Genomic DNA, 20,931 nt, shown 5'->3' on the forward strand with positions numbered 1-20,931 from the left:
CCTACAATCGCAGACCGTACAAAAAGTTGACGGCCGCGCTGACCGTCTTTGCTGGAGACATTTTCAATGCTTACCCCATCCGCTGCAACGCCCCCTGACACCGATTTGGAGCGTGATGAAAAGCGTGCCGAACTACGCCGCGCCGCGCTTGAATACCATGAATTCCCCAAGCCCGGCAAGTTGGCGATTGCAGCCACCAAGCAACTGACCAACCAGCGCGACCTGTCCCTTGCCTACTCGCCCGGTGTGGCCGCGCCCTGCGAGGAAATCGTCAAGGACCCGAACGCCGTGTTTAAGTACACCAGCCGGGGCAACCTGGTGGCCGTGATCACCAACGGCACCGCCGTGCTGGGCCTGGGCGACATCGGACCGCTGGCCTCCAAGCCGGTGATGGAGGGCAAGGCGGTTTTGTTCAAGAAGTTTGCCGGCGTGGACGTGTTCGACATCGAGATCGACGAAAAAGACCCGGCCAGGCTGGTCGAGATCATTGCCTCGCTGGAGCCGACCTTCGGCGCCATCAACCTTGAAGACATCAAGGCGCCTGACTGCTTTTTCGTTGAGCGCGAACTGCGCAAGCGCATGAAGATCCCGGTCTTTCACGATGACCAGCATGGCACGGCCATCACGGTCGGCGCGGCCATGCTCAACGCCCTCAAGGTGGCCGGCAAGGACCCGAAAAAAGTCAAGCTGGTGACCTCGGGCGCGGGCGCTGCCGCGCTGGCCTGCCTGAAGCTGTTGCTCAAGCTCGGCATTCCGCGCGAAAACATTTACGTGACCGACCTGGCCGGCGTGGTCTACGAAGGCCGAACCGAGCTGATGGACGAGGACAAGATTGAGTTTGCCCAGCCCACCTCGGCCCGCACCTTGGGCGAGATGATTGAAGGCGCAGACATCTTCCTGGGCCTGTCGGCGGGCGGCGTGCTGAAAAAAGACATGGTCGCCAAAATGGCCGCACGGCCCATCATTTTTGCACTGGCCAACCCGAACCCCGAGATCACGCCGGAAGACATCATGTCGGTGCGCGATGACGCCATCATGGCGACAGGCCGCGCCGATTACCCGAACCAGGTCAACAACGTCCTGTGCTTTCCCTACATCTTCCGGGGTGCACTGGACGCTGGCGCCTCCACCATCACGCTCGAGATGGAAATTGCCGCGGTGCATGCGATTGCCGAACTGGCGCAGGCCGAGCAGAGCGAAGTGGTGGCCGCCGCCTATGCCGGCGAACAACTGACGTTCGGCCCCGAATACCTGATTCCCAAGCCGTTTGATCCGCGCCTGATGATGAAGATCGCGCCGGCGGTCGCCCAGGCTGCGGCCGACAGCGGCGTCGCGCTCAGGCCGATCCAGGACATGGACCAATACCGCGAACGGCTGCAAAGCTTTGTTTATGCGTCCGGTACGGTGATGAAGCCGATTTTTGCCGCCGCCAAGACCGCCAGCCGCAAACGTATCGCCTATGCCGAAGGCGAGGAAGAGCGCGTGCTGCGCGCCTGCCAGATCGTGGTGGATGAAAACCTGGCCCGCCCGACGCTGATAGGCCGGCCGGCCATCATCGCCCAGCGCATTGAAAAGTTCGGCCTGCGGCTGAAGGAAGAGCTCGATTACGACGTGGTCAATGTCGAGCAGGACCACCGCTACCGCGACTTCTGGCAAACCTACCACCGCCTGACCGAGCGCAGTGGCGTGACCGTGCAGATGGCCAAGATCGAGATGCGCCGCCGCCTGACGCTGATTGCCGGCATGCTGTTGCTCAAGGGCGACGTCGATGGCCTGATCTGCGGCACTTGGGGCACCACGTCCCACCACCTTGCCTATCTGGACCAGGTCATCGGCAAGCGCGAAGGCGTTCACACCTACGCCTGCATGAACGGCCTGATGCTGCCGGGCCGCCAGGTGTTTTTGCTAGACACGCATGTCAACTACGACCCGACCGCCGAGCAACTGGCCGAGATCACCACCATGGCCGCCGAGGAAATGATGCGTTTCGGCATCAAGCCCAAGGCCGCCCTGCTGTCGCATTCGAACTTCGGATCGTCCAATCATCCGAGCGCCCTGAAAATGCGCAGCACGCTGGAATTGCTGCGCGAGCGGGCTCCCTGGCTGGAAGTCGATGGAGAAATGCATGGCGACGTGGCGCTGGACCCCGCTGCCCGCAGCCTCATCATGCCCAACAGCACACTGGGCGGCGAAGCCAATCTGCTGGTCCTGCCCAATATCGATGCAGCCAACATTTCCTACAACCTGCTCAAGACCGCTGCTGGCGGCAACATCGCCATCGGCCCGGTGCTGCTGGGCGCCAACAAGCCGATGCATATCCTGACGCCCACGGCCACGGTGCGCCGGATCGTCAACATGACCGCACTCACGGTGGCAGACGCCAACGCCGCGCGCTAAGCCAGTTCGCTCCAGGCGACAGCGAATGCAGAGGGCTTTATAGCCCTCTTTTTAATGCCTAAAATTTCAGCAATCGCTTGCCTTTTCTTTCGGCATGCGGCAAACTACCCCTCTTGAAATTTTAGGGTTAACCCGACAACTTGTCAGGCTGGCTCCGGATTCAAGAAAGGTATTTTTCATGTTGCGTAATGGGTGGGGTCGCTGGCGTCGGGCCAGCAGCACGATGCTGCTGGCATTTTCGGTCGGTCTGACCGGTGTCGCGGGCCTGTATTCCGACACAGTGCAAGCCAGAGGCGTTTTCACGCCAGCGTCCACTGAAACGGTAGCCGTTGCCTTGTTGCCTCCCCAAGGGCGCAGCATGCTGACGCTGATTTACCAGGGCGGGCCCTTCAGGCATGACAAGGACGGCGTGGTGTTTGGCAACCGGGAACGGCTGCTTCCCGCCAATGTTCGCGCTTATTACCGTGAATATACCGTCAGGACACCTGGAGAGCGCAGCCGCGGAGCCCGGCGCATCGTGTGTGGTGGCTTGCAAGCCGCAACGCCCGATGCCTGTTTTTACACCGACGATCACTATGCGAGTTTTCGCAAAATCGTTCATTAACCAGGACTGTGGTTGTTATTTTGACTTTAGACCTAAGAGAAAGAGAAGCGGAGATGGATACACCACTTCGTAAGGACGACGAAACACCTTTGAAGGGCATACGGCCCAACATTGTGCAGTCCATACGCGCATTCCGCGTGCCTGAGTTGCAGGAAGCTGCCACGAAGCTGAACCAGCACTTCCTGTATGCGAATCTGAGCAGCGCCCAGAGCAAGCAGGACATTCTGGACATGATCGCGGCCCAGTACACCTTTCCGGCGCACTTCGGCAAGAACTTCGATGCCCTGTACGACTGCATGACCGACCTGGTGCACAAGTCAGGCCCGCAGCCCGGCTTTATCGTCGTGCTGGAGCAGATTCCCGCGCATGCCAAGTTCGACAAGGAAGCGCGCGAGCAACTGCTCGACATTTTCAGGGATGCAGCCGACTACTGGGCGGATCGCAAGATACCGTTCCGGTGCTTCTATTCTTTTCTGTAGCCCGCTCCCCGGACATTGGCCAAGGGGATCGGGCTAATCAGGCCCAGCAAGTCGTACTAGACGGTGAAGAACCGATGCCGACCGACAAACTTCTCGATGTATCGCCGCTGGCGCTGCGCATGAGCAGTCCTTTCAATGCAAGTTACTGGCTTGCAGCGGCCTAACTTTCAAGGCCCGACGCTGTGAAAAAGCCCGCATTGCGCGGGCTTTTTTTTAGTATGGCGGGCGCGGGTTCCAAGTCAAAAATACCAGTAAGCCAAGCGGTAAAAATATTTGCTCAAATCTCCAGGAATACGCACCAGCATCCGCCGCAGGCGGGTGGGGACGAACAAAGGCGGGCGATTTCTGTCATTGATGTGGCTGTCTTGGCCAGAGTGCCGCACCGGGTAAGGAAAGCGCGCATAAGTATGTACGCCATGCATTTGTCGGGCTTCCATAAAGTCGTCAACCGCCATGTAGAAGCTGCCTGATTTTTCAAGCAGCTTTTTCGCTTCTTGAGGGCCGATCACGTAGGCAACGGTCCCGGCAGGATCGCCCCAATACTTGGCGTAAGTCGTGTTGCCAATGAACTTATGCCGCTTCCTAAAGCTTCCTGCAAGCCGAATCAGACCGTACGGCGAATGCTGCAGGCATTCAAGCAAAAATGAATTCAGCTCGGAAACGACTGCATCGTCTTCCAGGATGAGGCATTTTTCATGCTGCGCTTGCACCGCTTGCCATGCTGTCCGATGGGCCAGGAAGCAGCCTACCTCGCCAGCCGACATGCCGTAGCCATAGCGAAAATGGCGCTGGCGCACGTTGTACCCGCTGCTTTGGATCTGGGCAGCAGTAGGCCTGATACCGTCAATGATCGAATAGGCAAGCCCTGCGGCGGACATTTGCTGATCGATGAGTTCCCGCCGTTCCTTGGCTTCGGGTAAGGAAATGACAAAAATTTTCATAAGCTGACAAATGTAACTGTTCTTCATTGGCATTGCATCAATCAAAGCGCAGCCTTTGGAAAATTTGCCTACTGGATCGCTTCCTTGGTTGTCGAATGCCTGCCATCGGCCAGCACGGTTTGCGCCAGCGCCAGGTATTCAGCCACCGGAACCTCTTCGGCGCGCCGCCTGACATCGAATTCACCGGCATAGTCGTGCTGCTCCAGCCATTGGCCCAGCGTGTGGCGCAGCAGCTTGCGGCGCTGGCTGAACGCCACACGCACCAGTTCACTGAGCAGCTTGACGTCGAGCTTTTCCGGCTCGGCATGCGGCACCATGCGCACGATGGCGCTGTCCACGCGCGGCGGCGGGTCAAAGCTCTGCGGCGGAACGTACAGCACGTTTTCCATGGCGTAGCGCCACTGCAGCATGACGCTCAGCCGGCCGTAGTCACTGGTCGAGGGCTTGGCTACCATGCGGTCGATGACCTCCTTTTGCAGCATGAAATGCTGGTCCTCGATCACATCGACTGCATCAAGCAGATGAAACAGGATGGGCGTGGAGATGTTGTAAGGCAGGTTTCCAACAACACGGAGTTTGTGGGCCCCCACGCTCCCCGCTTCGCGTGGTTCGCTGCCCCCCGAGGGGGCCGCTGCGCCTGCGGTCTGGCAAAGCCAGTCCCGCGGCCCTGACTGGCCGGAAGAGGCTGCTTGCGTTGCCTGCAATTGGATCTGCTCCGCCAGCTGCCTGAAATCGACCCGCAGCACATCGGACTCGACCACCGTCAGATGCGGATGCGAGCGCAGCTGGTGCGCCAGATCACGGTCCAGCTCGATCACCGTCAGATGCCCAAGCCGCGCCACCAGAGGCCGCGTCATGGCAGCCAGGCCGGGGCCGATCTCGACCATTGGCTGGCCCGGCAAGGGCGCAATCGCCTCAACAATGCTATCGATGATTAGCCGGTCGGTCAGGAAATGCTGGCCGAAGCGTTTGCGTGGGATGTGCTTCACTGCGGCGGCTCGCGAAACTCGACATACGCGCGGCCGCGAATGTCCTGGGCCCAGCGCACCAGCGCTTCTTCCTGCTTTTTCTCGCGCAGCATGCCGCGCACCATCTCGCGCTGGTCACGTGCGGACACCGGCACTTCGCGGCGCTCCAGCACCTGCAGCAGGTGAACGCCGAAGCGCGACACCAGGGGGTCGGACACCTGGTTGGGCGCCAGGGCATTCATGACCTTTTCAAATTCCGGAACAAAGGCGCCGGCCGGTGCCCAGCCCAGGTCGCCGCCCTGCTTGGCCGAGCCATCCTGGCTGTTTTCGCGCGCCAGCGCCGCAAAGTCGGCCTGGCCGGCGGCGACACGCTTTTTGAAGCCGGCGAGTTTCTCGATGGCGGCCGCTTCGGTCAGCTGGGGCGTCAGCCGCAGCAGGATGTGGCGCGCACGGGTTTGCGCGACGACGGCGTCGGGCAGGCCGCCCTGGCGTTTTTCGATCACCTTCAGGATGTGGAAACCGGCGGCGCTGCGCACCGGACCGGCCAGGCCGCCGGCGCGCAGGCTTTGTGTCACCTCGACAAACAGCGGCGGATAGCGGTCGGCGCTGCGCAGCCCCATCTGGCCGCCGTTGCCGCGCGACGCCGACGCCGAAACCTCGGCCGCCAGCGCGGCGAAGTCGGCGCCGGAGCGGGCGCGCTCCAGCACCTGCTGGGCCTTGGCTTGCAGGCTGGCGACCTGTTCGGGCGTGGCGTTTTCAGGCACCGCCACCAGGATTTCAGCCAGGTTGAGCGCCGCCGGCGCTGCGCTGGCCGCACCCGGCTGGCCTTGCTGATCGCGCAGGTAGGCGTCGATGTCCGACTCGCTGACGTCGGCCTTGACTTCGCGCTGACGCAGCCGGCTGATGAGCAGTTCGTCGCGGATCTCCGAGCGGAACTGGGCATAGTCGATGCCGTCGGCCGTCAGGCGCCGGCGCAGCTCGTCAACCGTGATCTGGTTCTGCCGGGCCACCGTCTGGACCGCGCCCTCGACGGCGTTGTCGTCGATCTTCAGGCCCGAGGCCTGCGCGGCCTGTAGCTGCGCCTTGTCGCTGATCATGCGCTCGATCAGTTGCGGCAGCAGCTCGTTGCGCGGCGGCACGGCGGTGCCTTGCTGCTTGAGCATCTGCTCGGTGCGCAGCAGCTTGGCGCGCACTTCGTTGTTGGTGATCGGCTCGGAATTGACGACCACCACGATGAAGTCGGCCTGGCGCGGGGCGCCTGCGCGCGGTGCCGTGCTGGCAGCTGGCGGAGCGGGCAGCACCAGGCGCGGCGTGGCGGAGGGCGGGGCGATCTGAGCCTGCACGGCGCCCAGGGGCAGCGCCAGCAAAAGCACCAGCGCGGCGGACAGCGGCCGGACAGGGGGGAAGCGGTGTTTAGTCATAAGTGGTAAAGCGGCTGGGGGGGCTGATTTTGTCACGCAGGTTCTGGTAGCGTGGCACGTTGCTCTTGAGCGTTTCGAGCGGGCTGGAGCCGATGCGCGAAAAACCCACCATTTCAAGCTGGAACAAGATGCGCGTGTTGGACGTCACCGTGCTGTTTTGCGAACGCTGCAGCACGACGCGGCCAATCCAGCAGCAGCCATCGTATTCAATGCCGACCACCGCATCGACCAGCTTTTTCTCCAGCGTGCTGTAGTTCAGCCGGCCCACGCTGTAGTAGCGCCCGCCGCCCTGGCCGCGTCCGGCGCCCAGGTCCTGGCCCTTGTCGCCCCACAGGTCGTTGATCGGCCACTGCCAGCCGACGTCGATCTGCTGGCTGATGTTGCGCTGGCGGCGAAAGGCGGCGCTGACGGTGCGGTAGTTGCCCGGGTTGTAGCGCACGCCGATGGACGCCAGTTCCGATTCCTTGATCTTGGGGTTGTACTGGACGGTGCTGTCGAAGGTCCACTGCGGCACCCAGTTGACCGAAGCGCCCACCAGCAGATCGCTGACGCGGTCGGTGACCGGCAGCGCGCCGGGAACGGGCGTGGTGCCAATGGCCGGCAGGCTGACGCGCTGGTCGTCAAAGCGCAGGCGCTGCGCCACGCCCAGGCGCACCGCCTCGGCGCCGGTGGCCGGGTCGAGCAGCCGCGAGGTCAGGCCCAGCGTGAGCAGGTTGGCGTCCGAGATGCGGTCGTTGCCGACAAAGGCGTTCTCGGTGAAGACAGTGGCGAAGTTGAAGCTGTTGGCGCCCGAGTCGTAATTGGGCAGAAAGCTTTGGTCGCGGTAAGGCGTTCGCACATAAAAGGCGCGCGGCTCCAGCGTCTGGGTGAAGCTGCGGCCGAAATAGCTGGCGTCGCGCTCGAACGTCAGGCCGCTGTCCAGGCTGAAGGTCGGCACGACGCGCGAGGCCGACGTGGCGCCGTTGGCCAGCGGCGACTCCAGCTGGTAGCTGGTCGCATGCAGCTGCACCTTGGGCGTGACGTAGCCCCACGGCGCTAGCCACGGGCGGCTGACCTGCAGCCGGGTAAAGGCCCGGTTGCCGTTGGGCTGCTTGGTCAGGTTCTGGTCGGCTGAAAATCGGGTGAAATCGGCTTGGGCCGACCAGTCAAAGCCGCTGCCCAAGCCCAGCAGCGGCGCATCGAAACGGGTGTAGGCGGCGGTCAGCTGCGGCAGGCGGTCATACGGCGGGATGATCGGCGAGTTGACATCCTGCAGCGTCTGCCACTTCAGCGCGCGCACCGACGAGGAAAAAAAACCTTTGCTCCAGCTCAGCGATGCGTCCTGCGTCAGCAGCCGCTGCGTGACCTGGCCGGTGGCGACCGGAAAGTCACGCCAGTAGTCGTTGTCGCTGACCTTGTTCAAATTGAGGTTCAGCCCCACGCCGCCGATGGACGGCACGCCGGTGTCGATGGCGCCGAGGTGCTGCAGCGAATACGACCAGCGGTCGCGCCCGCGCAGCTTGTCGCCGGGCAAGACATTGGCGCGCAGCTGGCCGCTGTAGGTCGGCTCCAGGTAACGGAACTCGCCGGCCAGGTCGACGCCGCGCTTGGTCATGATGGCGGGCGAGAAGGTCGCATCCCGGTTGGGCGCGATGTCGAAGTAATACGGCTGGCGGACTTCAAAGCCGTTGAGCGAATCCAGGCCCAGCGTCGGCGGCAAGAAGCCCGATTTGCGCTTGTCGCTGAGCGGAAAGCTGACCTTGGGAAACGCCAGGATCGGCACCTGCTTGAAGCGCACGACCGCGCCGGTGGCCACGCCAACCTCGCGGTCCAGGTCGAAGTCGACCCGCGTCGCGGTCATTTCCCAGGCCGGCTTCCAGCTTTCCTCGTTACCCCGTTCGCAGGTGGTGTAGCTGGCGCGGTGCGCGCTGAAGTGCTTGTCGTCGATGAAATCGACCCGCTCGGCCTGGCCGTTGCCGCCGTTTTGCAGGAAGCGGTAGCGCGGCGTGGTGAAAAAACCCTCGAAACGGTCAAGCTTGAGCTGCAGTTCCGGGCCTTCAAAGCGGTTGCCGGCATTGTTGATGCGCACATTGCCCGTGCTTTTTAACTGGTCGTCGGGCTGGTAATACTCGATGCGGTCGGCGCGCATTGAGGTGGCGCCTCGGCGCAATTCCGCATTGCCCTCGATCACCGTTTCTAGGTCCGGGCGGCCCGAAATCGTGTCGCCGAAGACGAAGGTCGGCCCCTCGTCCCCGGGCGCCTTCGAAACACCCTCGGCCAGCAGCGGCGAGCTTTTGAGCGCCAGGGGCGCGGACGGCACGGCGCCGTCGGCCGCCACGGCAGGCGCCTGCGCATGGCCAGGTCCGGCCGCGCCCAAGCCGAGCGTGGCGAGCATTGCCAGCCGGGAGACCGCATGGGCCACCGGGGAAAGAATAAAGAAGGAGCGGGATGCGTGGCGCATCGTTTGTATGAGATAAACCCGTTTGTAAAATCAGGCTTGATTATCCATGACCCTCCTGCCCCGGCCCGCGCCGGGCTGCCGCACCGACCAAGGGCTTTGAAAACATGACCGCTTCCCCTCCCCCCGACTGGCTTGACCCCGCGCGCGCCAGCGCCTTCGCCCAATGGCTCGCCGCCGTGGCGCCAGAGCACGGTTTGCGGCCAGAGACCGTCCGGCTGGCTTCGGCCGATGCCAGCTTTCGCCGCTATTTCAGGGTCGATGCCGCCAGCGGCAGCCAGAGTTTCATCATCATGGACGCGCCCCCGGCCCAGGAAGACTGCGCGCCTTTCGCCAAGGTGGCCGGCCTGATGCAGGGCGCCGGCCTGAAGGCGCCGCGCGTGCTGGCCTGGGATGCGCCGCTGGGCTTCATGCTGCTGAGCGACCTGGGCGCACCAACCATGATGGACGTGATCGCGCCGCCCGCCGCCGTCGATGCCAGGCTAGAGGCCACCACGGCGCACTTCGACCTCTACATGCAGGCGGTGGACGTGCTGGTGCAGTGGCAGCTCGCGTCCAAACCCGGCGTGCTGCCGCCTTACGACGACGCGCTGCTGTCGCGCGAGCTGGCGCTGTTCCCGGAGTGGTATGTCGGCCGGCATCGCGACTTTCAACTGGATGCCAACCTGATGGGCCGGCTGGACCCGCTGTTTGCGCAGATCAAGGCCAGCAACCTGAATTCGCTGGACGGCGCGCGCGTTTATGTTCACCGCGACTTCATGCCGCGCAACCTGATGGTTGACCAGAACGGCGACCTCGGCGTGCTCGACTTCCAGGACGCGGTGTACGGCCCCATCACCTACGACATCGCCAGCCTGATGCGCGACGCCTTTCTGAGCTGGGAAGAGGAGTTCGTGCTCGACATCACCGTGCGCTACTGGCAAAAGGCGCGCAAGGCGGGTTTGCCGGTGGGCGACGATTTCGGCGAGTTCTACCGGGCGGTTGAATGGATGGGCCTGCAGCGCCACCTCAAGGTGCTGGGCATCTTTGCGCGCCTCACGCTGCGCGACGGCAAGCCAAAATACCTGGCGGACACGCCGCGCTTCATCAAATATGCCCGTGCCACCTGCGCTAGATACCGCCAGCTCGGCCCGCTGATGGTGCTGCTCGACGAGATCGAAGGCAATGAAACCCGCGTGGGGTACACATTTTGATGCCAAATCGGTATTTTGCGCATGCTGGACCGGCGCGAGCAGCTATTGATTTTATAGTTCAGCCAGTTTCTTCCCGACCGGCGCAAACGCCGTGAGCGCGCGTTTTTATGCCGACGTGGCGCTCGTCACTGGCACTTCCATCAGCCTGCCCGAGCAGACCGCCCGCCACGTGCAGGTGCTGCGCCTGCAACCCAGTGAACACATCACGCTGTTCAACGGCAGGGGCGAGTTGGAGGGCGAATTCGACGCCACCGTCGAGCGCATGGGCCGCAGCGATGTCGAGGTCACCCTCGGCGCGTACACCGCCACGGCGCGCGAGGCGGCGCGCCCCATCCACCTGGTCGTCAGCATGCCGGCCAACGACCGCATGGACTGGCTGATCGAAAAAGCCACCGAACTGGGCGCTGCCAGCATCCAGCCGGTGATGAGCGAGCGCAGCGTGCTGCGCCTGAAGGCCGAGCGCGCCGACAAAAAGGTTGCCCACTGGCGCGGCATTGCCATCGCCTCCAGCGAACAATGCGGCCGCAACCGCGTGCCGCTGATTCACGACGTCGCCACGCTTTCCGACTGGCTGAAAAAAGCCGCCCTTTTGCCCGTTGACGCCGGCACGCGCCTGCTGCTGTCGCTGCAGGACGGCACGCGGCCGCTGAACCAGGCCGTTGCCGGCACCGGCGCCTTGACCTTTTTGAGCGGCCCCGAAGGCGGCCTGAGCCCGGCCGAGGAAGCCGCCGCCATCGCCTGCGGCTTTGGCCCCGTCACGCTCGGGCCGCGCATATTGCGCGCCGAGACCGCGCCGCTGGCCTGTTTGTCGCTGCTCACGCTGACATCAGGCGGCGCATGAACCGCAACCTCTGGCTGCTGACCATCTGCCAAGGCTTGTTCCTGACCAACAACGTCACCTTCATCGCCATCAACGGCCTGGTCGGCCTGAACCTGGCGCCGCTGGGCTGGATGGCGACACTGCCGGTGATGGCCTATGTGGTCGGCGGCGCGCTGTCCACCGGGCTGGTGGCGCAGACCCAGCGCCGCTTTGGCCGCAAGACCTCGTTCCAGCTCGGGCTGGCCGTGGCCGTGCTGTCTGCCCTGCTGTGCTGCTACGCGGCCTACAGCCGGAATTTCTGGCTGCTGGTGACGGCGACGCTGGTGGCCGGCTACTACAACGCCAATGCGCAGCTCTACCGCTTCGCCGCCGCCGAACTGGCCCTACCGGCGTTTCGCGAAAAGGCGATTTCGCTGGTGATGGCCGGCGGCCTGCTGGGCGCGGTGGCCGGGCCGAACCTGGCCTCAAGCACGCGCAGCATGACCGCCGTGCCGTTTGCTGGCGCCTACCTGGCGCTGGCGGGCGTGGCGCTGCTGGCGATGGCCTTGCTCGCCTTCATCCACTTTCCGCCGCCGCCGCCAAAAACCGCCAGCAGCGGCGGCCGGCCGCTGCGCGAGATCATGCGCCAGCCGGTCTTCATCGTCGCAGCAAGCGCCGGTGCGCTGGGCTATGGCGTGATGAACCTCTTGATGGCCGCCACGCCGATTGCCATGCAGGTCTGCGGTTTGCCGTTTTCCGATGTGGCGTGGGTGCTGGAATGGCATGTGATCGGCATGTTCGCGCCCGGCTTTTTCACCGGCCACCTGATCAAGCGCTTTGGTACGCTGACCGTCATGGCGTGCGGGCTGGCGCTGAACGTCGCCTGCGTGCTAATTGCCCTGTCGGGCGTCGAGTTCAGGCAGTTTTTGCTGGCGCTGTTTTTGCTCGGCCTGGGCTGGAATTTCCTGTTCACCGGCGCCACCACGCTGGCGCTGACCGCGTACCGGCCGGAAGAAAAGGACAAGGCCCAGGGCGCGCTCAATTTTTGCGTGTTCGCGGTGCTGGCGCTGTCGTCGCTGGCCTCGGGCGTGCTGGTGACCACGCAGGGCTGGGCGCTGCTCAACCTGGGTTCGCTGCTGCCCCTTAGCCTGACCGCGCTGGCGCTGGGCTGGCTGGGGCTGCAGCAGCGCAGGCTGCGCAAGGCTTGAAAAAGCAGGCAGAAGACTAGCGCTTCTTTTTTGATAGCTGCCTGCGCACGGCAGACATCCGGGAAAAGCCTTTTTGACTTAAAAAAACGAGGTTCAGCCCGGAACCCGCGCGATCACCTGCGCCACCGCCGCCGTCAGCTTTCGGGCATACGGCACATGCAGGAATTCGTTGGGCCCGTGCGCGTTGCTCTTGGGGCCCAGCACGCCGCAAACCATCATCTGCGCCTTGGGAAAACCCTGGCTGAGCAGGCTCATCAACGGAATCGTTCCGCCCTGGCCAATCGTTCCGCAGGGCGCGCCGAAGAAGTTCTGCGATGCATCGTTCAGGGCGCTTTCAAACCACGGCGCCGTGCTCGGCGCGTTCCAGCCGGTGGCGCCGCCGCCGCCTTCAAACGTGACCTTGGCCTGGTAGGGCGCATTGTCTTCGAGCAGCTTTTTCAGTTCCTGCACCGCCACGCTGGCATCGATCAGCGGCGGAAAACGCAACGACAGCTTGAAGGCGGTGTAGGGCCGCAGCACATTGCCCGCATCGCGAAACGACGGAAAGCCCTCGGCGCCGGTCACGCTGAGCGTCGGCCGCCAGGTGCGGTTGAGCAGCGCCTCCAGTGGGTCGGTGGTGGTGGGCAGCGTGAAATTAGTCGAGCCTTCGCAGTCGTAATGCGCCCACGGAAAGCGCTTGTACAGCTCGTCGCCCAGAATGGCGGCCGTCGCCCGCGCCTGCGCCAGCCGGTCGGCCGGGACTTCGCAATGAAAGCTTGGCGGCAGCAGCCGGCCGGTGGCGCTGTCTTCGAGCCGGTCGAGCACTTGGCGCATGATGCGAAAGCTCGACGGCACCAGGCCGCTGGCGTCGCCCGAATGCACGCCTTCGGTCAGCACCTCGACCTTGAGCACGCCGGCCGCGTTGCCGCGCAGGCTGGTGGTCAGCCAGAGCTGGTCGTAGTTGCCCGCGCCCGAGTCCAGGCAGACCACCAGCGCGACCTCGCCGAGCCGCTCGCGCAGCGCATCGACGTAGGGCAGCAGGTCGTAGGAGCCGCTTTCCTCGCAGGTTTCGATCAGTCCGACGATGCGCGGATGCTCGATGTTCTGGCTTTTTAGCGCCTGCACGGCGGCGATGCTGGCATAGACCGCATAGCCGTCGTCGGCGCCGCCGCGTCCGTAGAGCTTGCCGTCTTCATACTTCGGCGTCCACGGGCCGAGGTCATTGCGCCAGCCGGTGAACTCGGGCTGCTTGTCGAGGTGGCCGTACATCAGCACGGTCTGCGTCGAGCCGGCGCGCGTCGCGGGGATTTCAAAGAACAGCACCGGCGTGCGGCCTTCAAGCTGGACGATTTCCAGCGTCAAGCCCTCGACCTTCTGCGCCTCGACCCAGGTGGCGGCATTGCGCATGACGGTGTCGATGAAGCCGTGCTGCGCCCAGTCGGGGTCGAAGGTCGGCGATTTGGCGGGAATGGCGATGTAGTCGGTCAATTGCTTGACGATGTCGCCGTCCCACTGGGCGGTGACTTGGGAAAGCATCTGGGCGGCGTCAAGGATGGCGGCAGGGATTTCGCGGTGCAGGGGGGCGTTCATGGCGGACTCCGAAAGTGGAAATGGGGGTGCTTTGGGCAAGATGGCTACTTTACGCCGCTGTCAATAACCCCACCCGGTTTGTCAGCAGGTCTCAAACCTGCACCACGTTCCACACCGTGCCATGGTTCACCTTCGCATAGGCACGGATCAGCTGGTTGCGAAAGGCGACGATCTGCGGCAGGCCGGGCGCGCGTGCGGCCAGTGCTTTATCCAGCTTGGCAAGTTGACTCAAGGCTTCGCCGATGATTTCAAACTTGCGCTCGACCGCTGAATGCACCAGCGGCGTGGCGGCATATGCAGCGGCATCCAAGCCCGCCACAAAATTCTGTATCGCCAAGGCCGCTTCGCGCACGTCCCGCAAATAGGCACGCGGATCATGCTGCATAAACCAGTTCCCGATGTCGGTTGATGCCGGCCAGCACATAGGGGTTGCGCACGGCGGCCGGTTCCACCAAATCAACACCACGACCCAGCAACTGCTCCAGCGCGGCCTTGGCGCCGAAATATTCATCCAGCCCGGCATGCGCGTCGGGTGCGAATTCCACCAGGAAATCGGCATCGCTGCTGGCGGGGTGAAAATCGTCGGCACGTGCGGCGGAGCCAAACACATCCAGGCGGCTGATGCGGTAGCGCCGGCAGATGGCTGCAATGCCGGTACGGTGTTGGGAAATCAGCGGGTGCATGAGCTTCTTTCGGGACGTTTCCAAATTTACTGCGAACCCGCCGAATAATCCGCCATCGCCTCGCCCAGCCGCACCGCCCGGCCCGGCGCCCAGTCGGGATTGAACTGAAGCGGCCCCTTGGGAAACAGCAGCACGACGGTCGAACCCAGCAAGAAGCGGCCCATTTCCTCGCCCTGCTTCAGAAAAATCTCGGGCTGCCCAGGCGACGCCGGGTAGCGCCATTCGCGCACGACCTTGCCACGCGGCGGATTCACCACGCCGTGCCAGACCGTGGCCATGCTGCCGACAATCGTCGCGCCGACCAGCGCCAGCACGAACGGCCCGCGCGCCGACTCGAACACGCAGACCACGCGCTCGTTGCGCGCGAACAGCCCCGGCACGCCGCGCGCCGTGACCGGGTTGACCGAAAACAGGTCGCCCGGAACGTAAATCATCCGCGTCAGGCGCCCGCCCGCCGGCATGTGGATGCGGTGGTAGTCCTTGGGGCTGAGGTAGATCGTGGCGAAATGGCCGTTCAGGTATTGCGCGGCCAGCGCCGCGTCGCCGCCGACCATGGCCGTGGTCGAATAGTGGTGGCCCTTGGCCTGGATCAGCTGGTCATGCGCGATGGCGCCAAACTGGCTGATCGCGCCATCGACCGGGCAGACCAGGTCGGCCGGGGCCAGCGGCCGGGTGCCGGGCTTGAGGGCGCGGGTGAAGAAATCGTTGAAGGTCAGGTAGCTGGCGATGTTGGCGTCCAGCGCCTCGTCCATGTTGACGCGGTATTTGGCAACGAAGCGGCGGATGATTTCGGTGGTCACCCAGCCGCGTTCGCGCGAGGCAACAAAACCGGCAAACCGGGTGAGCGCCTGCTTGGGCAGCAGGTATTGGGGCAAAACGGCAAGACGGTCGGACACAGGCGCTGACGGAAGTGAAGGAAAGAATCATTCTATAGAGCCACACACGGCAACGCCGTGCGGGTGTTTGTCCTGACGGGCGCCGCCGCCTTCAATGCGTCGGGTAGCCGGCCTCGGTCAGCGCATCGGCCACGGTTTGCCGGTCTTGCGCGGTCTCGACGGTGACTTTTTTAGCCGGCAGGTCGATGCTGATCATGGCGTCGGCGTCGAGCTGCTGGAGGGCCTTGGTGATGACGCCGGCGCAGTGGCCGCAGCTCATGTCGGGGACGTTGAATTCCATGGGGTTTCCTTGAGGGATTAAAAGTTGAAAGAACAGGGGTGAGCCGGTATGAAAGCGTCGCATCGCACTTGAGCAACTTTTCCATTTCGCGGACATCGACATTGTCCTGAACCATCTGCATCAGCTGTACGATGATGGACGAGTGCGGGTTCAGTTGCACTGACTGACGCTGCTGGCGCGGTGCGGTGCGGTGCAAAGATTGCCGAAAAAACTCATCACACCAAGCTCGGCACACACCTCAAACTCCTGCCAGTCTGCGGCATTGTTAACCACCACGCCAAGCAAATGCTCTGCTTGGCCAGCAAGGCGGACCATCTGGGCCAGATCGGGATTCCCAAACTCAGCCTCGACATGCGTCATGAGTGAAAGCAACCCGTCATCTCGCGCCAGCGCTGCCCGATCCGGATTGCGCAGCGCCAGGCCAAAACCCTGTGCGTTCAATGCCATGACCCGAGCCAGGCCGCCGGCGCTCAGCACATCAGCCTGATCAAAAATCAGCACGACGCTTTCAGGAATCAAGCCGTTCAGGATAGTGGCCGGCAGCGCCGAAGTACCAACTTCAATGAAGAACGGACGCGATGTGGGTTTCTTCTGAACGCGTGCGATCGGGGCCAGAAGCCGGGCAAGGGCGTCCTGGGAAAGCGCCGGGGCGTTGTCAGTCACTGCGTTGCCACGCCAGCTTGTAGCCTCGGATATGCTGCCTGCCATCGAGCAAAGGCACGCGGTAAAGATAATTTCCCGGTTTCATCAAGCAAATCGGTTCGGTGGTGCTGGAGCGTGACGTTTTAATCAAGCGAATCCGAGCCCGCCCTGCGCTTTTGCTGTTGCTGTTGCTGTTGCTGCGCGAAGTGGCAGCAACACTGAATAAAAAATTGAACTGCTCGGTGGCCAGGAGCCCACGGGTTAAAAAGTTTCCCAGTCCTGATTCGAGCGTCCACCCGATTTGGCCAGTATTGGCAAGGCGAGATCGTTAAGCTTGGGCTTGATAATTCTGCTGAGCGCAGGAGGCGCAATCCGTGGCCCATGCTGCCTGGAGTTTTGCTGTAGCTCCGTGTCACCGCGCAACTGGAACGTAGCGACCGACTCGGCCAGGATGCCGGCTTGCTCACGCAGGCTTTGCGCCGCAGCGGCAGCTTGCTCGACCAAGGCAGCATTTTGCTGCGTCATCTGATCGAGTTCGGCTACCGAGTCGTTCACATTGACGAGGCCTGTGGTCTGCTCGGCCGTGGCCACGCTGATTTCACCAATGATGTCCGCCACACGTTGCACTCCGGCAACAATGTCCTGCATGGCTTTGCCGGCACTCTGCACCAGTTCGGTTCCACTTTTCACCTTGTCGCTGGAGATATTGATCAGCATCTTGATCTCCTTGGCGGCATCGGCGCTGCGCTGGGCCAGAGAACGCACTTCAGACGCCACCACGGCAAAGCCCCGGCCCTGCTCGCCTGCGCGCGCTGCCTCAACAGCCGCATTGAGCGCCAGGATATTGGTTTGAAATGCAATGCCGTCGATCACGCCAATGATTTCGAAAATCTTGCGCGAGGCTACGTTGATATCGTCCATGTTCGTGACTACCTGCGACACGATGCCACCGCCTCGGTGGGCTGCGCCGGAAGTGTCCTGGGCCAACTGACTGGCTTGGCGCGCTGAGTCAGCTGTCTGGCGCACGGTGCTGGTGAGTTCCTCCATGGCGCTGGCCGCTTGCTGCAAGTTCGAGGCGGTGTGTTCCGTGCGCGTGCTCAGGTCCTGATTGCCTGAGGCGATTTCCCCCGATGCGGTGGCGATGGAATCGACCGCCAGGCGGATTTTACCTACCGTCATATTGAGCTGGTCGGCAGTCTTCACGACCGCTGCACGAAGCGAATTTTCATGGCCCGCCTGGGCTGTGAGCGTGTGCGCCGAAAGGTCGCCTTCGGCAATGCTTTGCACCATTTCGCGCAAAGCCGAGGGCTCATCGCCCAGGTCGCGCCACACCGACACAAAAATGATTCTTGACGCGATGGCCAGCACCGCCAGCACCAGGGCTCCCGTGAGCAAGCCCACCCAGACGCCGCGTTCTACCCCACGGGCTGCGGCATCCTGTGAAGCGGCAACGGCCTCGATGGCTTGCTTTTTTTGTTCCGCCACTTGCTGCTCAAGGGCGCTAAGCGCAGTTTGCATGCGCTGTACCTGATCGCCCATGTCACCCTTGCTGAGCATGGCCTGCGTGGCTCCCAGCGCGGGTTGCTGGTAGGCATCGAATGCGGCTAAAAGACGCGTGGCTACTTCAGCCTTGCCGTCGATTTTTTGCATCTCGCCCAGCACTTCCTTGGTGGCGGTGGCCACTTGCGCAACCTCCTTGAGCTTGGATTCGTCGCCTTCGGCCGCCGCCGATTGCAGTGTCAGCTTGAATTGCTCGGCACCGCGGTCAACCTTGTCCACGTGTTCGAGATAGGGATAGTCCACCGCGCGCAAGTTCTCCAGCACCGCCGAGGTATTTTTTCCAATTACAAAACTGACAGCGATGCCGATAATAAAAACTGCAGCGGCGCTGACGGGCAGCAATATTATTTTTGATTTGAAATTCATAGCGGGTCCAATGCGTAAACTCGGGCGAGGAACGGGCTTTCGCCTGTTCCTTTGGCGAAGGTGTTCAATCCACCGAGTGGATCACCTTCACGCTGCCGTCCACCGCCGCCTTGGACACATAGCCAATGGCCTTGGGATCGGCCACCACGGCTTTTTTCACGGCAGCCGAGTCCGCGACTTCCTTGGGAGCCTGGCCCTTGCCCGAAAACACCAGACGCGACCAAGTCGACTTGACTTGCGCCATGTCGCGGCCTGTAGCCTGCTTGTAGAACTCAGCGCGTATGGGTGCGGACTCTGCTTGGTCAATCGGGGTGGCCGCTTGGCTCTTGCCAAGAAAAACGTCCGCCACCTGGTCCTTGGTCAGCGCAGCGGCTGCCGGGTTGCCGATGACGACGATGTCACCCGCCTGCGCGCTGGTGGCCATGCCGACCAGCAGCATGATCTGAAGAAATTTGTTTTTCATGTTTTTGAGCTTTTTAGAAAACAAAGTCGGCAACCATGCTGAACACATTCACCTTGGGGAAGGCGCGGGGATCGGCAGTGAACGGCCCGACAGTCGGGGCAATGAAATTGAAACCAGGACTGGTTTTTTCGAACTGAGCCTTGATGGCTACGTTTTTATAGGCATCCCAGCGCAGGCCGACGGCACTGGTTTCGGCTGTAATTTTTTTGTTGATTAGCGTAGTCTTAGGTTTACTTTGGCTGAACGTCGCATACGGCATCCAGGGGCCAAAACGATAGCCTGCCGTGATGTAGCCGGAGTTGCTGTCAAAAGCGCCGTCATAAGGCTGCCCCTTGAATTTGCGCATAAGGTACTCAGCCATCACCAAGAGGCTGCCGTTGTCATACTGAACGCCTGCGCCGGTAAAGGTGTCGTTGAGATCGTTCAGCTTCAAATTTGCATTGGTGAGTCCGCTATTTTTGCTTTGAACCTGTCCGAGACGGAACAGCCAGTTACCGTTTTCAGCCAACAAATTGACCGCTTTCAGTTTTGGCAACTTGGCGTCTAATTCCTGGCCAAAGGCATAGACGGTGACGTCTGATTTTCCTGCCGAGACCTGCAAGGTCAGATTGGTACCTGCCACTGTGGTTCGCATCTGCGCTTGAGCGCCATCAAAAGCAGTCGGGAAGTACAAGGCATACGCCTCAATGGGGGCACGAAGCCAGTGCGATGAATAACCCACGTTCAGCGAATCGGACACCATGAAAGCTGGCATCACCATGCGGCCCACGCGCAGGTCCAGCCATGGCGTCACGGCAGCCTGGCCATACAGCCACTCCACGCGAGGCTGTTCCTTGCCGTCAACGCGGCTAAGGATCACCTGTGCCACGCCAGAAAAGGTGCTGTTCAGTTTGGTGTTGAGCTGCAGGCCCAGACGCGAATCGACGCCAAAATCGACCGACTTGTCGGCGCCCTTGTCTTGACGAATGGAGCTACGAAACTGCGCATCGTCATTGTTGGTGACGACACCGCCCAGCGTGCCAAAACCGCTGAACTTGAATTCGGGAGTATCTTGCGCGAAAGCGGCTTGGCCCAGCAAACTGCACACGGCAGCAGCGCCTGCCAAGGCATGGAATTTAAATTTCAATTTATTCGTCCTGTAAAAAGTGGATATGCCGATGGATAACAAGGAAATGGTTACCTTTCCCGCTTTACTCGGCCCGCCGATGAGCGCTCTATCAGCTAGGTGTAGTTGTAATAGTAAATACAATTATTTACTTACACTTTCAAATATTAATATAAAACACATTTTTTATTAAAAATAACGACAAATTCATCAATTCCAGAAGAAAACTGTCGTAAAAGCGAGAAATGATCTGCATGGGCAATGGCCGCACGACTGACCGGCCCTTAAAAAACGTATCCCTTGCTGAGTGATTCAGACAAAAAAACCGGAATGACAAAAACATCAAGAGCGCGCGACACGCTCGAACGTCGCCGCTAATGAGGGCTGGCTTTACTTGGCCGTGTTCATCGACCTCTTCAACCGCTAGGTGGTGGCTGGTCGCTACGCGAGGACATGACGTCAAACCTCGTCATCTACGCACCACGCATGGCCTGGTTCAGGCGCCACCTGGACAAGCAAGCCGGGTGCTGTGCCACAACGATAGTAAAAATATCAATGCCAGTTTTTTCTGGGCGGTCTGACTTACACAGCGATAGGCCAACTGGGGTTGGTCCTGCGAATTGCGCCTGGGTGGCTTAACGCCCACTCGGGCGCCACGGTGCGTTTTGGATGCGAGACTGGCAGCGCTGACGAGGCGCGGTTTTTTTGTCAGTGACAACGGGGCGGGCTTTGACATGAAAACCGCCGCCAACTTGTTTGGCGCTTTCCAGCGCTTTCACTCGCAAGACGAGTTTCCCGGCACGGGGGTTAGGCGAAAAACGATGGTCTGCCCGGTTCCAAAGCGTCAGTCTGAACCTTCCCACCGTGGCAAAGTCAACGGGGTTGGTGCAAATCATGAAGTCCATCAGGGTTAATGTCAG

Annotated in this window: 19 protein-coding genes; 6 read left to right on the plus strand and 13 right to left on the minus strand. The window is 61.9% G+C overall.

Features of this window, described 5'->3' with window-relative positions:
- Positions 1–66: 66 nt before the first annotated feature.
- From ACP7AD_RS10600 to ACP7AD_RS10610, 3 genes are all read left to right on the plus strand, one after another.
- Positions 67–2,397 carry an NADP-dependent malic enzyme gene (locus ACP7AD_RS10600; RefSeq protein ID WP_426146951.1) on the plus strand — a complete coding sequence of 777 codons (2,331 nt, stop codon included), beginning with the start codon at positions 67–69 and terminating at the stop codon, positions 2,395–2,397.
- Between the two features lie 178 nt (positions 2,398–2,575).
- Positions 2,576–3,001, plus strand: a complete 426-nt coding sequence (locus ACP7AD_RS10605) for a ribonuclease domain-containing protein (RefSeq protein WP_426146952.1) — start codon at positions 2,576–2,578, stop codon at positions 2,999–3,001.
- Positions 3,002–3,054: 53 nt separating this feature from the next.
- Entirely contained in the window at positions 3,055–3,480 is a 426-nt protein-coding gene (locus ACP7AD_RS10610; RefSeq protein ID WP_426146954.1) for a barstar family protein, read from the plus strand.
- A gap of 239 nt (positions 3,481–3,719) precedes the next feature.
- On the opposite strand, the gene ACP7AD_RS10615 is transcribed toward ACP7AD_RS10610, so the two are convergent.
- The 4 genes from ACP7AD_RS10615 to ACP7AD_RS10630 are packed head-to-tail and all read right to left on the minus strand — an operon-like array spanning position 3,720 to position 9,250.
- Complete coding sequence (locus tag ACP7AD_RS10615) at positions 3,720–4,466, minus strand: glycosyltransferase family 25 protein (protein WP_426166112.1); 747 nt, start codon at positions 4,464–4,466, stop codon at positions 3,720–3,722.
- A gap of 23 nt (positions 4,467–4,489) precedes the next feature.
- Positions 4,490–5,410, minus strand: coding sequence for a ribosomal RNA small subunit methyltransferase A (locus tag ACP7AD_RS10620; RefSeq protein ID WP_426146958.1), 921 nt, complete (start codon positions 5,408–5,410; stop codon positions 4,490–4,492).
- Positions 5,407–6,810: a peptidylprolyl isomerase gene (locus ACP7AD_RS10625; RefSeq protein ID WP_426146959.1), complete on the minus strand. Its 1,404-nt coding sequence runs from the start codon at positions 6,808–6,810 to the stop codon at positions 5,407–5,409. Before ACP7AD_RS10625 ends, ACP7AD_RS10620 begins: the two co-directional genes overlap by 4 nt.
- Positions 6,803–9,250, minus strand: a complete 2,448-nt coding sequence (locus ACP7AD_RS10630) for an LPS-assembly protein LptD (protein WP_426146960.1) — start codon at positions 9,248–9,250, stop codon at positions 6,803–6,805. Before ACP7AD_RS10630 ends, ACP7AD_RS10625 begins: the two co-directional genes overlap by 8 nt.
- Before the next feature lie 104 nt (positions 9,251–9,354).
- On the opposite strand from ACP7AD_RS10630, the gene ACP7AD_RS10635 reads away from it, so the two are divergent.
- The 3 genes from ACP7AD_RS10635 (at position 9,355) to ACP7AD_RS10645 (ending at position 12,447) form a co-directional block, all read left to right on the plus strand.
- Positions 9,355–10,440, plus strand: coding sequence for an aminoglycoside phosphotransferase family protein (locus tag ACP7AD_RS10635; RefSeq protein ID WP_426146962.1), 1,086 nt, complete (start codon positions 9,355–9,357; stop codon positions 10,438–10,440).
- Between the two features lie 91 nt (positions 10,441–10,531).
- Positions 10,532–11,281, plus strand: coding sequence for a 16S rRNA (uracil(1498)-N(3))-methyltransferase (locus ACP7AD_RS10640; protein ID WP_426146964.1), 750 nt, complete (start codon positions 10,532–10,534; stop codon positions 11,279–11,281).
- The gene (locus ACP7AD_RS10645; protein WP_426146965.1) at positions 11,278–12,447 is read left to right on the plus strand and encodes an MFS transporter; all 1,170 of its coding nucleotides are present in this window, start codon (positions 11,278–11,280) and stop codon (positions 12,445–12,447) included. Before ACP7AD_RS10640 ends, ACP7AD_RS10645 begins: the two co-directional genes overlap by 4 nt.
- A 93-nt stretch (positions 12,448–12,540) precedes the next feature.
- Here the strand turns inward: ACP7AD_RS10645 and ACP7AD_RS10650 are convergent, their stop codons facing one another.
- The 9 genes from ACP7AD_RS10650 to ACP7AD_RS10690 form a co-directional block, all read right to left on the minus strand.
- Positions 12,541–14,016 carry a M20 family metallopeptidase gene (locus ACP7AD_RS10650; protein ID WP_426146967.1) on the minus strand — a complete coding sequence of 492 codons (1,476 nt, stop codon included), beginning with the start codon at positions 14,014–14,016 and terminating at the stop codon, positions 12,541–12,543.
- Positions 14,017–14,107: 91 nt separating this feature from the next.
- Complete coding sequence (locus ACP7AD_RS10655) at positions 14,108–14,401, minus strand: DUF86 domain-containing protein (protein ID WP_426146968.1); 294 nt, start codon at positions 14,399–14,401, stop codon at positions 14,108–14,110.
- On the minus strand, positions 14,391–14,699 hold the full coding sequence (locus ACP7AD_RS10660; RefSeq protein ID WP_426146969.1) for a nucleotidyltransferase family protein: 309 nt from the start codon (positions 14,697–14,699) through the stop codon (positions 14,391–14,393). The genes ACP7AD_RS10655 and ACP7AD_RS10660 overlap by 11 nt, the downstream gene beginning before the upstream one ends.
- A 26-nt stretch (positions 14,700–14,725) precedes the next feature.
- The gene (gene asd / locus ACP7AD_RS10665) at positions 14,726–15,595 is read right to left on the minus strand and encodes an archaetidylserine decarboxylase (protein ID WP_426146971.1); all 870 of its coding nucleotides are present in this window, start codon (positions 15,593–15,595) and stop codon (positions 14,726–14,728) included.
- A 91-nt stretch (positions 15,596–15,686) separates the two neighbouring features.
- Positions 15,687–15,875 (minus strand): heavy-metal-associated domain-containing protein, encoded by a 189-nt coding sequence (locus ACP7AD_RS10670; protein WP_029527000.1) that lies wholly within the window; start codon positions 15,873–15,875, stop codon positions 15,687–15,689.
- A 150-nt stretch (positions 15,876–16,025) separates the two neighbouring features.
- Positions 16,026–16,538 carry a hypothetical protein gene (locus ACP7AD_RS10675; RefSeq protein ID WP_426146973.1) on the minus strand — a complete coding sequence of 171 codons (513 nt, stop codon included), beginning with the start codon at positions 16,536–16,538 and terminating at the stop codon, positions 16,026–16,028.
- 240 nt (positions 16,539–16,778) lie between these two features.
- Positions 16,779–18,443, minus strand: coding sequence for a methyl-accepting chemotaxis protein (locus ACP7AD_RS10680; protein ID WP_426146974.1), 1,665 nt, complete (start codon positions 18,441–18,443; stop codon positions 16,779–16,781).
- Positions 18,444–18,507: 64 nt separating this feature from the next.
- Positions 18,508–18,906, minus strand: a complete 399-nt coding sequence (locus ACP7AD_RS10685; RefSeq protein ID WP_426146976.1) for a hypothetical protein — start codon at positions 18,904–18,906, stop codon at positions 18,508–18,510.
- A 13-nt stretch (positions 18,907–18,919) separates the two neighbouring features.
- On the minus strand, positions 18,920–20,032 hold the full coding sequence (locus ACP7AD_RS10690) for a hypothetical protein (protein ID WP_426146977.1): 1,113 nt from the start codon (positions 20,030–20,032) through the stop codon (positions 18,920–18,922).
- Positions 20,033–20,931 lie beyond the last annotated feature (899 nt).

Source organism: Polaromonas sp. DSP2-3-2b2 (assembly GCF_049895905.1).
Classification (GTDB): domain Bacteria; phylum Pseudomonadota; class Gammaproteobacteria; order Burkholderiales; family Burkholderiaceae_C; genus Polaromonas.

What these genes read in the sequence shown, in the direction of transcription:
- ACP7AD_RS10600 (WP_426146951.1), top strand. Translation starts at nt 67, where the DNA reads ATGCTTACCCCATCCGCTGCAACGCCCCCTGACACCGATTTGGAGCGT.
- ACP7AD_RS10605 (WP_426146952.1), top strand. Translation starts at nt 2,576, where the DNA reads ATGTTGCGTAATGGGTGGGGTCGCTGGCGTCGGGCCAGCAGCACGATG.
- ACP7AD_RS10610 (WP_426146954.1), top strand. Translation starts at nt 3,055, where the DNA reads ATGGATACACCACTTCGTAAGGACGACGAAACACCTTTGAAGGGCATA.
- ACP7AD_RS10625 (WP_426146959.1), bottom strand. Translation starts at nt 6,810, where the DNA reads ATGACTAAACACCGCTTCCCCCCTGTCCGGCCGCTGTCCGCCGCGCTG.
- ACP7AD_RS10630 (WP_426146960.1), bottom strand. Translation starts at nt 9,250, where the DNA reads ATGCGCCACGCATCCCGCTCCTTCTTTATTCTTTCCCCGGTGGCCCAT.
- ACP7AD_RS10635 (WP_426146962.1), top strand. Translation starts at nt 9,355, where the DNA reads ATGACCGCTTCCCCTCCCCCCGACTGGCTTGACCCCGCGCGCGCCAGC.
- ACP7AD_RS10645 (WP_426146965.1), top strand. Translation starts at nt 11,278, where the DNA reads ATGAACCGCAACCTCTGGCTGCTGACCATCTGCCAAGGCTTGTTCCTG.
- ACP7AD_RS10650 (WP_426146967.1), bottom strand. Translation starts at nt 14,016, where the DNA reads ATGAACGCCCCCCTGCACCGCGAAATCCCTGCCGCCATCCTTGACGCC.
- ACP7AD_RS10655 (WP_426146968.1), bottom strand. Translation starts at nt 14,401, where the DNA reads ATGCAGCATGATCCGCGTGCCTATTTGCGGGACGTGCGCGAAGCGGCC.
- ACP7AD_RS10660 (WP_426146969.1), bottom strand. Translation starts at nt 14,699, where the DNA reads ATGCACCCGCTGATTTCCCAACACCGTACCGGCATTGCAGCCATCTGC.
- ACP7AD_RS10670 (WP_029527000.1), bottom strand. Translation starts at nt 15,875, where the DNA reads ATGGAATTCAACGTCCCCGACATGAGCTGCGGCCACTGCGCCGGCGTC.
- ACP7AD_RS10680 (WP_426146974.1), bottom strand. Translation starts at nt 18,443, where the DNA reads ATGAATTTCAAATCAAAAATAATATTGCTGCCCGTCAGCGCCGCTGCA.
- ACP7AD_RS10685 (WP_426146976.1), bottom strand. Translation starts at nt 18,906, where the DNA reads ATGAAAAACAAATTTCTTCAGATCATGCTGCTGGTCGGCATGGCCACC.